The sequence below is a fragment of the Nocardia sp. BMG111209 genome, from assembly GCF_000381925.1.
Lineage (GTDB): Bacteria > Actinomycetota > Actinomycetes > Mycobacteriales > Mycobacteriaceae > Nocardia.
On sequence record NZ_KB907307.1, the window covers coordinates 2,827,368 to 2,841,283 of the forward strand.

Consider the following 13,916-nt stretch of genomic DNA (forward strand, 5'->3'; position numbering starts at 1 on the left):
CCGATTATGTTGCCTGGGCCGGCCGGGCCGACATCTCGTCGAGGAAATCGAGGAGGTGCCCGAACACGTCCAGCGCCGCGCCCCGGCCGATGAAGGTGTCGAGATGGCCGTAGGACGGGATCTCGGTGTACCGGACCTCCACGCCGGGGGCGCGGGCCGCGAGTACGTCGCGGCACAGTCGATTCGAATCCAGCCACGCCTCGTTGCGGCTGCCGGACAGCAACAGGACCGGGCAGTCGATGCGGTCGGCGTGGTCGAGGGCGTTCTCGGGCAGATCGCGGTACCGCTCGTCGACGTCGTTCCAGCGGACCACGGCGTGCGCCAGCTCCATCTGCCGCAGATGCGGCAGCACCGCCAGCGGGATCGGGCCGAACAGGTCGGCGAGCCGGTCGTGGGTGCGGGGATGCAGATGATCGTGTTCGAACAGCCGGACCCCCATGCCCCAGCCGTGGTGCACCATCCGGCAGGTCGGATCCGGGCAGTCGCCCTTGCGGGTGAGCGCGGCGTGCAGCAGCGTGCGCCGGGACCAGAGGCCGACCTTGCGAAAATCGGAATCGATGTGATGTACCCGCGAGGCCAGCAGTTCGCTGCCCAGCAGGACCCGCAACCGGACCGCGTTGCCGACCTTCGGGGTGAGGAATACGCCTTGTGCGACAACGCCGGCCAGGCCCGGCAGCCGTCCGGCGGTGAGGCTCAGCGCGAGCGCCAGGGCGCCGACACAGTGCGCGACGACGAACAGCGGACGGTCGCCGATCCGGGCGCGGATCTGTGCCACGGCGTCCGGGATGTCGTAGAGCGCGACGTCGTCGAAGGTGTAGGGGTCGCCGAATTCGTTGTGGCGCAACCGGCTGCTGCCGCGCCAATCCAGCAGCCACGGTTCGTATCCGGCGTCGGCCAGTACGTCGGTGACGTTGCGGATCTCGGCCAGCGCGAACATCTCCGAGGACACACCGTGCCCGTGGACGAGCAGGACGGCCGGGCCGTCGCCGCCGCGGCACCGGCGCAGCTCGAGTTCGAGACCGTCCGCCGTGCGGAACGGAATCAGCTCGGCGACGGGCGCTTTCGCGACGGCCGTGCGGTCGGGCGTCATCGGCGGGGCTCCTTGCGGGTGAGGGCGCGGCGCAGATCCAGCAGGTCGATGCCGGCCCGCAGCAGCGGTTCCATCAGGCCCTTGCCGAGCTGACCACCGAACCAGCTGAGCCACAACAGTTTCGCGAGTCGCTGTTGCCGCTCGGGTAGGCGCGGATCGACGCGGATACCCTCGATCTGATCGGCGAGGTAGGTGTCCGTCGGCACGGCGACCCGGCCGGTGTAGGCGGCTTCCGTTGCGGGCGTGTCGATCTCGATGTCGAGAGTGCCGAGCTGGCGGACCGGGCCGCGGCCGGCGACGGCGAACTTGTGGCCGCGCAGGTGATATCGGCCGGGCGGATCACCGAGTACGAGTTCGTACCGCATCAGCGGATGACGTAGCTCGTGGCGCAACGGGATACCCTCGTGCGGCCGTACCGTCGCGTGGCCGGTCACCGGTAGCGGTCCGTTGTGCAGTGCGGCACAGTCGATTTCGCCGGTGATGTCGACGGTGCGAGCGGTGACCAGTTGGGCGGAGTTCGCGATCGAGAGCGTCAGCCGCAGCGTGCAGGGGTATTCGGTGGTCTCCCCCGCCGGGGTCACCCGGCCCGTCAGGGTTTCCCGGAATTGCAGGTACGGGGTTTCCGCGGGACCGGCCACGGCGGCCAGCGCGGCCGACATGCGCCCGCGCGCTTGCGGACCGGTGGCCGGTGCCGGGATTCCCCGGGCGGCGGCGAAGGCGGCGGTGCGGGTGGTCGCGGCGGGTGGGGCGGTCATCATGGCGGCGAGTTGGCGGCGGGCGACGCGGCTCTGCAGGACCTGTGCGAGTGGTTCCAGTTCGGAGAGTGCCTGGTCGCGAATGGCTTTGACCACGTCGCCGCACCATTGTTCCCAGTGCTGGACGCGAACGCCCATGCCGCCCAGCGTGGTTTCGGCGATCAGGCGTTCGAGCGACATCGGTTCGCCGGTGAGGTGGTACGTCTGTCCCCAGGCGGACGGGGTGAGGACGATCTCCGTGATCATCCGGCCGACCCAGTCGACCGGCGCCGCGTTCAGGTAGCGGAATCCCGGGGCGGTGCGGAAACGCAGCAGGGCCGCGGCGATTCCGGCGTTCAGGTCGCGCGGGTTGTGCGCGCCGGTCTCGGGATGGCTGCCGATCCCGCCCGGCCGCAACATGGTCACCGTCAGGCCGTGATCGCGGGCTCGGCGCAGTGCCGTCTCGGCGGCCCACTTGGAGCGGTCGTAGCCGACGGTCAGCCGAGTGACATCGGCGATGGGATCGTCCTCGCCGAGCGTGGGGGCGTCGGAGCCGTTGAACACCGCGAGCGAGGACACGTGGTGCACCGGTTTCGGACGTCCGGCGCAGGCCAGTTCGGCGAGGTTCAGCGGGCCGTGGACGTTGGTGCGGCGCAGTGAGGGGTAACCTCGCAGGAAGTCCACCGCCGCTGCGACGTTCACGATCGAATCCGCTTCCGCGGCAAGGATTTCCCAGCGCTGCTCGGGCAATCCCAGCCGTGGCGCGCGCAGATCGCCCGCGACCGCCGTCACCCGCCGCGCGACCTCCCGCGACCACGGAAGCGCGAAACCGCGTACGGCCTGCTCCAGGCGCGTCGCGGCGGCCGCATCGTCGGCTGCCCGCACCAGGCACACCACGTGAGCGTCGCTGTGCCGCAACAGATCCAGCAGCACGTGACTGCCGAGGAAGCCGGTCGCGCCTGTGAGCAGAATATACTGGGGGGCAATCATTTCCGGTCGGGCTACCAGCGGGAGCCGATCGGCCGCCGCGAGATCCTCGAATATCAGGGCGATCTCGTCGGGATCCGGGTGTGCGCTGGTGGTGGTGATTCTGCCGGTGGCGGCCGCACCGATGGCGGCGGCCGCGCCTGCGATGGCTGCCGTGCTGGTGGCCGCGTCCCTGCCCGCGATGACATCCGTTGCGACAGCGGTAGTACCGCCGGCAATGACGTCCGTACCGGTGGCGGCATTGTTGCCAGCGATGGCGTCCGTGCCGATGGTGGAGCCCTTGTCGACAATGGCGTCTGTGCTGGTGGAGGTGATCGGTCGGGCAGCCGTGACCGGAGTCGGGGCGGCGCTGGTGTCCGCCGAGACCGGGACGCTGCCGTTCGGTTCGGGATCCGCTGATCGCGAGACGGGTTCGTCGGCGGAATCGGCGCGGTCGGTGAGCGAGCGGCGGGCCAGGCGGAGGGGGCGGGCGTCGAAGAAGACCGTGTCCAGGTCCAGGTCCACGTGCAGTTCGCGTGATACTGCGGCGACGAATTCTACTGCGGCCACGGAGGTTCCGCCGCCGTCGAAGAAATCGGTATCGGCGTCGATGGGTGCGGGGGTGAATCGGTTGGCTATGGCGGTGATCGCTGCGGCCAGAGCGGTGGCGTCCGTGTGCGAGGGCCTGTCGCCGGCGCTTACGGGTGCGGCTGGTGGGGCGGTGGGTGGCGGGGCGGTATTCGGTTGTGCGGGTGCGGTGTTGATTGTTTCGAGGGGTGCTCGGTCGCCGGTGCGGGCCAGCAGGGCGGCGACGTCGAGGCTGGGGGTGGCCGTGTCGAAGGACTCGCCCCGTCTGCGGCGGTCGACCGAGGGGTTGCGGACGGGGTTCGGGTCGGTCATCGGAGGGGCTCCGGGGCGACGTTGTGCGGAGTTTGTTGTTCGTCGGGGTCCGGGGGGCCGCTGGGGGTGGGGGCGGGGGTTGCCCAGGATCGGTACCGGCGCAGGTGGTCCGGGGTGGTGGTGATCGTTACGGGGTGGGCGTCGGTGAGCGTGGCGCCGAGGTTCGCGGCCAGGCGGCGGGCCGGTTCGTTGCGGGGGGTGTGGTCGACTGTTATGCGGATTGTGGTGCAGTTCAGGGCTTCTGCTCGGTCGGCGAGCCAGGTGAGCAGGCGTTCCTCTACGCCTCGGGACAGGACGCGGCAGCTGAGGTGCCAGGCTCGTAGGTGCAGGGTGTCTTCGCTGGGGTCCAGGGTCAGGACCGAGATCAGGCCGTAGTCGCCGAAACGGTCTCGGGCGGTGGCGGTCCAGATCTCACCGGCCTCGAAGGCGGTGTCCGGGTTGTTCGTCAGGGTGAACTGGTTGGTGCGGCGCGTCAGTTGGCGGGCTCGTTCGGTGGTGTCCGGGGTCAGCGGGGTCACGTCCACGGTCAGGTTCAGGCCGGCCAGGAATTCGGCGAATTCGGTTGCGGCTCGGGCTCGGTCGCGGGCCTGCTCCTGGTGGTAGTAATCGGCTCGGTGCCGGTCCTCGGTGGTGGTGGCGAACGGGACCATGGGCCAGAGGCGGTGCAGGAATGCGTCCAGTTCGGGGGCGGGTGGGCAGGTTACGGTGAGGACCTCGGGTAGGGCCGCTCGCATCCGGGCCACCTCGACGGGGTTGTCGTCCAGGTAGCAGAAGGTGTCCAGGCCGAGGTTCAGGGTGGCGGCGGCTTGTTCGAGGCGGTCGGGCTTGGCTGCCCAGCCGGTCGACACGAGTGCGAAATGCTCGCTGTGGATGGGACTTTCGGGGCGGTCGAGGATCGTGCGGACGGTGTCCTCGTCGTTGTTGGTGAGCAGGACCAGCAGGGTGCCGGCGGCTCGCCAGTGCAGCAGGCGGCGGGCCAGTTCGCGGCGGGGGGCGTCGAATTCGACTGCGTGCGGGCCGATCTCGCCGGCGGTGCCGGTCCAGAGGGTGTCGTCGCCGTCCACGGCGACGACCTTCGGTGGGGTGTCGCCGATCGCGCGGACGGTGTCCGCGAGGGTCAGGGCGATCGCGGCCTGGAATTCGGGGGTGAACGGCAAGTGGGCGAGGATGTCGCTGCGCTCGTCGAAGGGGTCGGATACCGGGTGGCGGTCGTGCCACCGGTCGGCCGTCACCAGTGCCACGCCGGGGATGTCGCGCAGGCGCTCGGTGATGCGGTGTTCCCAATCACGCAGGCGGTCTTCGGGATTCGCGGCGGGGAGGAGGCCGACGATCACGGGGCGGTGGGTGCGTTCGGTCACCGCCCGGACGGCGGCGGGGTAGTCGGCGGCCAGTTCGGTCAGTTGTTCGTCGGTGAGGGTGCCGAAACGTTGCAGGTCGGCGGCGCGCAACAGGATCACGGCGAGGTCGGTGGACGGCTGGGCGAAGATGCCGGACGGGTCGCGCAGGCAGGCCAGCACGTGGTGGTAGGGCGCCTCGGCGACGGTGATCGGGTCGGTGTCGTCGGCGGCGGCGCGCAGGAGTTCCGGGATGCGGCCGGTGGCGAAGGTGGCGGCCAGACCGACGTGCAGCCCCGGAACGTGTTGCGGGGCTTCGGGTCCGGTGAGGGCGGGGACGGTGGGGTCGGCGACCGCGGCCGCGACGGCGGCCAGGTATTGCGTGCCGAAGGCCGTGCAGGTGTCCGCGTCGATGATGTCGCTGTTGTAGAGGAACCAGATCCGGCCGGTGTCGGGCAGCACCGCGACCATCAGGTCGAGGTCCGAATAGCCGGTGCCCACCGGGAGGATCTCCGCGGCGCCCGCCGGTGCGTCGGTGCGCAGGTAGTTGAAGTACACCTCGATCAGGGGGGCGTCGTCGCGGTGCAGTCCCGCCGCGGCCAGCGCCGCGAGAGCGTCGCCGAATCCGGCGCCGGGGGCCAGCAGGCGGCGCAGCCGGTCGCCGGTGCGGTGCAGCACGTCCGAGATCAGGTCGCCGGGGTCGACGGCGGCCGGGAAGGGTACGGGGACACCGAAATAGCCCACCGCGTCGCGGGTGTCGGTGTGCATCCGGGTGTCGACGGGGACGGCGAGCGCGAATCGGTGCGCGGCCTGGCGGCGGGCCAGCAGGATCGACAGCACGCCGAGGAACAGTGCGGCGGGGGTGATTCCGAGGTCGCGGGACCGTTCCGCGACGCGGTCCGTCAGGCCCGCGGGCAGTTCGAGCAGCGCCTCGCCGGCGCGAAAGCTGCGGTGTTCCGGACGTGGTGCGGCCCAAGTCAATTCGAGTCGGCGGGCGTCGGCGAACGCGGTGTGCCGGTCGGCGCGGGCGGGGTCGGCGGTGTCCTCGCGGGCCGCCTGCGCGGCGACCAGGCGGTGCAGATCGCGGTTGGTGACGGTGTCGTCGAGCCGGTGGCCGGAGAGGTCGGCGGCCAGTTCGCCGGCCACCTGCAACATCGATCGGACGTCGCTCATGCTGTGATGAGCACCGAAAATGAGTGTGCGGCGGTCTCTTCCGCCGTCGATCAGTTCGAATCGCCACAGCGGCGCCACCGCCGGATCGAAGGGCCGCGCCATGAGTTCGGCGAAGTGCTGCCGTACCGCGGTGTCGTCGGCGGCGTCGAGTTCGGACCAGTGCAGTAGTGCGCCACCGGGTTCGCGGTGGATCCGCAGCACCCGGCCGTGCTCCTCGTCGGGGCGGATCGCGGTGCGCAACGCCGCGTGCCGGGCGGCGAGGCGCGACAGCGCGGCCTCCAGTTCGGGCCGGGTGACCGGATCCGGCAGGCGCAGTGCGATACCGCCGGTCTGTGCGGCGGCGGGGATGCCGAGTTGTCCGGTGCGCAGCAGGCGCATCATGTCCCGGGTTACCGGGAGCGTTTCGACCTCGGGTACGGGTGTCGCCGTCGCGGCCGGTTCGGCGCCGGGGCCGGTGCGGAGCAGCGCGTTCACCAGGAATACGGCGAGATCGGCCGGATTCTGTTCGGCGAGAATCGTTCCCAGCGGGACCGAGATGCCGGTGTGTTCCCGGACCTTGTTGCGCAGTTCCACCGCCATCAGCGAATCCAGGCCGAGGTGCTGGAAGCTCTGCTCGGCGGCGACCGCCTCGGTGTCGGTGTGGCCGAGCACCTCTCCGGTCCATTCGGCCACCGCCCGCACGGTCAGGGTGATCGCGCGGTCGCGGCCCGCGCTGCGCAGTCGCTGCGCGAAGCCGGAGGCGGCCGCCTCGCCCGCGGCGCGTTCGGCGACCGCGCGACGCGGCGCGCGGCGTACCAGGCCGCGCAGCAGCGGCGGTACGTCCGCGGCCCGGCGCAGCGCGGCCGGATCGAGCAGCAGCGGGACCAGCCGGGTTTCGTCACTGCGCAGTGCGGCGTCGAAGCACGCCATCCCCTCTGCGACCGTGAAGGCGCGCACGCCGGCGCGGGCGATGCGCCGGATGTCGGCCTGCGCCATGACATCCAGCATGTCGACCTCCCACGCACCCCACGCCAGCGACTGCGCCGGGAGGCCGCGCGCGGCGCGGTGCGCGGCGAGGGCGTCGAGGTAGGTGTTGGCGGCTGCGTAGTTCGCCTGCCCGGGGGTACCGAACAGGCCGCCGGCCGCGGAGAACAACACGAACAGCGACAGGTCGCGGTCGGCGGTGAGCTCGTGCAGATGGTGGGCCGCATCGACTTTCGGTCGCAGCGCGGCATCGAGCTGGTCGGAGGTGAGCGCGCCGAGGGTGGCGTCGTCGAGTACGCACGCCGCGTGCACCACCCCGGTCAGCGGTACGCCGTCGAGCAGTTCCGCCAGGGCCACGCGGTCGCCGACATCGCAGGGCGCGAACCGGATCCGCGCGCCGCGACCCTCCAGATCGGCGCGCAGGGCGGCGGCGTCGGGGCCGCGCTCGCCGCGGCGGCTGACCAGCAGCAGATCCCGGACGCCGTGGGCCGCCACCAGGTGCCGGGCCAGTTCGGAACCGAGCCGGCCGGGCGCGCCGGTGATCAGTACGGTGCCGGTCGAGAGTTCCGGTCGCGCCACGATATTCGCGGCGGCGCGGACCAGGCGCGGGACGAAGCAGGCGCCGTCGCGGACGGCCACCTGTCCCTCGCCGGTGGCCAGCACCGCGGCGAAATCCACGACGGGATCGGCGGTGTCGATCAGGACGAGCCGTCCCGGATTCTCGGAACGGGCCGAGCGCACCAGACCCCACACGGCCGCACCGGCCAGGCCGGTGACATCCTCGCCGGGTAGTCCCACCGCAGCCCGGGTCCGCACGATCACCGTCGATGCGTCGAATCGGTTGTCGGACAAGATCTCCTGGAGCTCGCGCAGGATCCGGCCGGTGATCTCGTGGACCTCCGCCGGGGTATCACCGTCGGGGACGGTGAGCACGACCGCGGTCGCGCCGGGGACCGGTCCGGCACCGGGCTCCCGGTCCGACCACACCAGCGGCTGTTGTGGCGCCGGCAGCGGGCGGCGTTCCCACTCCAGCCGGTACAGGCGGCGGAAGGCGGGGGCCAGCGCACCGAGCTCCCACCGGTCGGCGGCGACCGGGCGCGACAGCACCGCGGCGGCCGAGAAGACCGGCCGCCCGGCCGAATCCGTCGCGAGCACCGCCACGGCGTCGGCGCCGGACCGGGTCAGGCGCACGCGCAGCGCGGTGGCGCCGGAGGCCCACAGCACCACATCCGTCCACACGAAGGGCAGCAGCGCGCTGTCGCCGCCGTCGGCGAGCACCTCGGTACCGTGCAGTGCGGCGTCGAGCAGGGCCGGGTGGATGCCGAAGCGCGCGGCGTCGCCGTGTGCGGGTTCGGGCAGCGCGATCTCGGCGAAGATCTCGTCGCCGCGGTGCCAGAGCGCGCGGACCCCGCGGAACGACGGGCCGTACCGGTGGCCCCGGGCCGCCAGTCTCGCGTACAGGTCGCCGGCCTCGGCCGGTACCGCGCCCGGCGGCGGCCACACGGTCCAGTCCTGCTGGGCCGGAACATCTTCCGGCTCCTCGGCGAGCACACCGTCGGCGTGCAGGGTCCATTCGGCCGACGGGTCCTGCTCGTCGCGGGCGAACATCCGCACCGGGCGGCACCGGTCGGCGCCCACACCACCGACGACCACCTGGATCTGCAACGCCGAGCGTTCGAGGAGCAGTAGCGCCTCCCGCAGGACCAGTTCGCGCACCGCCGGGGTGCCGACCTCGTCCCCGGCCCGGACGGCCAGTTCGATCAGTGCCGCACCGGGAACCGGTACCGCGTTCGCTCCCGCGTGATCGGCCAGCCACGGTTGCTGTTGCCGCGACAGCCGGCCGGTCAGGGTCACTCCCCCCGAATCAGGTTGGGGTACGACGGCACCGATGATCGGATGGGTGATGTCGTGCAGCCCCAGGGTCGCGCCGCCGCGGTGCACCGAATCGGTCCAGAACCGCTTCTCGTCGAAGGCGTAGGTGGGCAGATCCACCCGGCCCCGCTCGGGAACCAGTGCCGCCCAGTCCAGTTCGTGCCCGGCGGCGTGCAGTTCGGCCTGTGCGCGGGCCAGGCAGGCGGGCCCGTTCTCGTCGCGCACCAGGGAGGTGACGGAGACGACATCGCGGCCCGTCTCCTCCGCGACCGTGCGGACCGCCAGGCTCAGCGAGGGATGCACGCCGAGTTCGACGAAATACCGGAACCCGTCGGCGATCATCCGTTCGATCGTGGGGGCGAAGCGGACGGTGTCGCGGGTGTTGCGGTACCAGTAGTCCGGCCCGATCGGCTGTGCGCCGACCGGCTCCCCCGTCACCGTCGAATACCACAGGGTCGCAGGCGTTTCCCCGCGCAGCCCGGTGAGTTCGGCCGTCAGCGGTTCGCGGATGGTCTCGATCAGCCGGCAGTGCCCGGCGAAACCCGGTCCGGCCGGGCCCATCCGGGTGTAGACGCCGCGGCGGTCCATCGCCGCGAGCAACTCCTCGACGGCTGCCTGCTCACCGGCGACGATCGTGTTCCGCGGCACGTTGACCGCGGCGATCGAGACCCGGCCGTCGAATTCGGCGATCGGCGCGCGGGCCTCGTCGGCCGGCAGGCCGATCATCGCCATCGCGCCGGGCTCGGCGATCGCGGCGAGCAGGCGGCTGCGGGTGACGACGAGCTTTGCGGCATCGCTCAATTCGAGGACACCCGCGCAGTAGGCGGCGGCGATCTCACCCTGACTGTGGCCCACCACCGCGTCCGGGGTGACCCCGGCCGCCCGCCACACGGCCGCGAGCCCGACCATGGTCGCGAACAGCAGCGGCTGCACCACCGGGAAGTCGATCAGGTCGGCGGGGGTCAGCGTCTCGAGCCGGTCCACCAGCGACCAGCCGGTGTACGCGCCGAATGCCTTGTCGCACAGTTCGAATTCGGCCCGGAACTCGGCCGAGCCGGCGAGCAGATCGCGCGCCATCCCCGCCCATTGGGTGCCCTGTCCCGGGAAGACGAAGGCCGTTCTGCCGCTGGTGAACACGGGCCCGGACCCGACGACGGCGTCCGCGGACGACCGGCCCCGCGCCAGCTCGCGCAGACCGCTGATCATGTCGTCGCGGCCGCGCGCGACCACGACGGCCCGGCGTTCGAACCGGGTGCGGTGCAACGCCAGCGAGCGGGACACCGGGCCCGGTTGCAGGGCGGGCTCGGACACCACCAGATCCAGCAGTCGTTCCGCCTGGCCCTGCAGGGCCGCGCGGCTGCGCGCGGACAGCGGCAGCAGATGGACGCCGCCGTCGGGGTCCGGAAGTTGTTCGACAGCAGTGGTTTCCGCACCCGCCGCGGCCGGGGTGCCGGGCGCCTCCTCCAGGATGAGGTGGGCATTGGTGCCGCTGAGCCCGAAGGCGCTGACCCCGGCCCGGCGGGGCCGCGCGCCGCGTGGCCACGCCGCGGGCCGATTCTGCACCGCGAGACCGCTACTCGCCCAGTCGATCTGCGTGGTGGGCCGGTCGGCGCCGAGGGTCGCGGGCAGTTGCTGATGTTCCAGCGCGAGCACGAGTTTGAGGATGCTGCCCACCCCGGCGGCGGCCTGGGTATGGCCCACATTGGATTTCAGCGAGCCGACACCCAGGGGCCGGTCGGCGTCGCGGCCCGGCCCGAACACCCGGGACAGGGCGCGCGCCTCGATCGGATCGCCGAGTGCCGTGCCGGTTCCGTGCGCCTCCACATAGTCGATGTCGTGCGGTTCCAGCCGGGCCGCGCGCAGCGCCGACCGCAGGACCTGTTCCTGCGCGGCGCCGTTCGGCGCGCTCAGGCCCTGGCTGCGGCCGTCCTGGTTGACGGCGGAACCGCGGATCACCGCGAGCACCCGGTCACCGTCGCGCCGCGCGTCCCGCAACCGCTTCAGCAGCACCAGCCCGGCGCCCTCGGCCCAGACCGTGCCGTCACCGTCGGCGGAGAACGGCGCGCACTTACCGGACGGGGACAGCACGCCGAGCCGGCACAGTTCGATGTGCGCGGTCGGCGACATCAGCAGCGTCGCGCCCCCGGCCAGCGCCAGCTCGCATTCGCCCGCGACCAGGGCCCGCGCGGCCAGATGGATGGCGACCAGCGAGGACGAACAGGCCGTGTCGAGGGTGATCGCCGGGCCGTGCAACCCGAGGGTGTAGGCGATGCGGCCGGAGGCGACACTCGGCGACAGTCCGGTGCCGACCTGACCGTTGAGCTGTTCGGGGGCGACGTCGGCGAGGTAGCCGGTGCCGTAGAGGCCCAGGTAGACGCCGGTGGCGCTGCCCTGCAGGCTGCGGGGGTCGCGGCCGGAGCGTTCGATCGCCTCCCAGCCCAGTTGCAGCATCATCCGCTGCTGCGGATCCATCACCGCGGCCTCGCGCGGCCCGATACCGAAGAACGCGGCGTCGAATCGGTCGATGCCGTCGACGTAGCCGCCGCGGAAGGTGTAGGCGGTACCGCTCGCGGCCGGGTCGGGATCGTAGAGACCGTCGATGTCCCAGCGGCCCGCGGGCGGTTCGCCCAGGCCGTCGCGCTCGCTCTCGAGCAGACGCCACAGGGCCTCCGGCGAATCGACCGCACCCGGGAACCGGCAGGACATCGAGAGGATCGCGATCGCGTCGTCGTCCGGATCGCCGGCGGAGTCGTTGTCGCCGTGGACATCCGGGGCCGCGGCGGGAACGGCGGCCGGTTCGGCGGATCCCGGCTCGGGCGCCACCGCGACGGCCACCTCCGCGATGGTGGGATGGTCGAACAACAGGTTGGTGTCGAGGAAGCGGCCGGCCACATCCGACAGATCGACCACCAGCTCCACCAGATCCGCGGAGCCCAGGCCGAATTCGACCAGCGGACGGTGCACGTCGACCCGTTCCGGATCGAGTTCGGACCGGCTCGCGATCTCCGACACCAGCCAGTCGCGGATCGCGTCGGCGGAACCGGGCCGGGCCGCCGACCCGGCCGGGACCGGATCCGGTTGCGGGACAGGCGCGTCCAGCTCGTCCTCGGGGGCCGGCAGCGAGTCGACGGCGATATCCAGTTCGCCGGACAGGTAGGTGTCCCGGCAGGCGCGGCGCGCGATCTTGCCGCTGCTGGTCTTGGCGATGGTGCCCGGCCGGATCAGCGCCACGGCCGCGAGGGTGAGGCCGTGCTCGGTCGCCACCGCGCCGCGAACCGCGGTCTCGATCTCGCCCGGTTCGGCCGTGATCTCGGCGCGGACCTCGGCCACCACCACCGGCTGCTCACCGCCGACCCCGAAATCCACCGAGAAGGCCGCCACGCAGCCGGCCCGCACCGCCGGATGCGCGGTCTCCACGGTGAGTTCGAGGTCCTGCGGATAGTGGTTGCGGCCGTCGACGATCAGCAGATCCTTCTGCCGGCCGGTGACGAAAAGCTCTCCGCCCGAGAGGAATCCGAGATCGCCGGTGCGCAGGTAGCGCCGGTCGTCACCGGGCAGGGTGGCGCCGAAGGTCGCGGCGGTGGCCTGCTCGTCGCGGAAATAGCCCGCGGCGACGCTGTTTCCGGCGACCCAGATCTCCCCCTCCTCGCCCTCGCCGCGCGCGACACCCGATTCCGGATCGGCGACGGCGACGGCGAGCCCGGCGGGCGGCCGCCCCACCCCGACGAGTTCGGCGTGGTGCGCGCGGTCCCCGACGATGTAGCGGCCGGGCACCTCGTACAGGGTCGGTGGCGCCGCGCTCGCGGCGGCGGTCACCAGGAGGGTGGCCTCGGCCAGGCCGTAGACGGGATGCATTGCGGCGGGGCGGAATCCGGCGGCGGCGAAGGTCTCGGTGAACCGGCGCACGGTGGTCGCGCGCACCGGTTCGGCGCCGTTGAACGCCACCCGCCAGCGGCCGAGATCGAGTCGCTCGCGCTGCTCCGGCGAGATCCGCCGCAGGCACAGTTCGTAGGCGAAGTTCGGGCCGCCGCTGGTGTGCGCGCCGAAGGCCGAGATCGCCTGCAGCCAGCGCTCGGGCCGCTGCAGGAAATGCAGCGGCGACATGAGCACCGAATGCCCGCCGAGGTGGACCGTGTGCAGGACCGGCGCGATGAGACCCATGTCGTGGTACATCGGCAACCAGCTGGCGAACAGGGCGCCGTCCCAGGATTCCAATACGGCCGGGTCGTGGCCCAGTCCGGCGGCGATCGCCGCCTGGTTGTGCAACAGGTTCGCGTGGGTCAGCCGCACGCCGCGCGGTGCGCTGGTCGAACCGGAGGTGTACTGGAGGAAGGCGACCGACTCCGGGTCGAGATCGACCGGCTGCCACTGCGTTCCGAAATCGTCGGGGATCGTGTCGGTGGCCGTCCAGGTGAGGCCCGCCAGTTCCGGCAGTTGTTCGCGCAGGGCCGCCGCCTCGGCGATCACCCGTTGCGGCGCGAGCACGATCTGCACGTCGGCGTGCGCGACCAGCCGGCGCAGCCGGTGCAGCGTGCGGTTCTCCCATTCGGTCACCGGCGCGGGCACCGCGACCACCCCCGCCGCCAGGCAGCCGAAGAACGCCTCGACGAATTCCAGGCCCGCGGGGTACAGCAGCAGCGCGCGTTCCGGATGCGATTCCCGCAGCGCGGCCGCGATCGCCCGGGTGCGCCGGCCCAGCCGCGCGTAGGTCAGCCGCTCGGCGGGCCCGTCGACGTCGCCGTCGGTGAGGAAGGTGTAGACCGGGTCGTCGGGACGCTCCCCGGCCCGGGTGAACAGCGTCTCGATCAACGTGCCGGCCATCAGTACATCCCTTGCCCAAAGCCCGCTTCCGGCCGGCCACGATGCTCGGGCACATCCGGGCAC

3 protein-coding genes are annotated in these 13,916 nt (G+C 72.0%); all 3 read right to left on the reverse strand.

Features of this window, described 5'->3' with window-relative positions:
* Nucleotides 1-4: 4 nt before the first annotated feature.
* The 3 genes from G361_RS0113045 to G361_RS46910 are packed head-to-tail and all read right to left on the reverse strand — an operon-like array spanning nt 5 to nt 13,853.
* Nucleotides 5-1,090, reverse strand: a complete 1,086-nt coding sequence (locus G361_RS0113045; RefSeq protein WP_019927524.1) for an alpha/beta fold hydrolase — start codon at nt 1,088-1,090, stop codon at nt 5-7.
* Nucleotides 1,087-3,690, reverse strand: a complete 2,604-nt coding sequence (locus G361_RS0113050) for a thioester reductase domain-containing protein (protein WP_019927525.1) — start codon at nt 3,688-3,690, stop codon at nt 1,087-1,089. The genes G361_RS0113045 and G361_RS0113050 overlap by 4 nt, the downstream gene beginning before the upstream one ends.
* Nucleotides 3,687-13,853 (reverse strand): type I polyketide synthase, encoded by a 10,167-nt coding sequence (locus tag G361_RS46910; RefSeq protein ID WP_052172659.1) that lies wholly within the window; start codon nt 13,851-13,853, stop codon nt 3,687-3,689. Before G361_RS46910 ends, G361_RS0113050 begins: the two co-directional genes overlap by 4 nt.
* Between the last annotated feature and the right edge of the window lie 63 nt (nt 13,854-13,916).

Coding starts and splice junctions, on each gene's coding strand:
- G361_RS46910 (WP_052172659.1), bottom strand. CDS start 13,853: ATGGCCGGCACGTTGATCGAGACGCTGTTCACCCGGGCCGGGGAGCGT.
- G361_RS0113050 (WP_019927525.1), bottom strand. CDS start 3,690: ATGACCGACCCGAACCCCGTCCGCAACCCCTCGGTCGACCGCCGCAGA.
- G361_RS0113045 (WP_019927524.1), bottom strand. CDS start 1,090: ATGACGCCCGACCGCACGGCCGTCGCGAAAGCGCCCGTCGCCGAGCTG.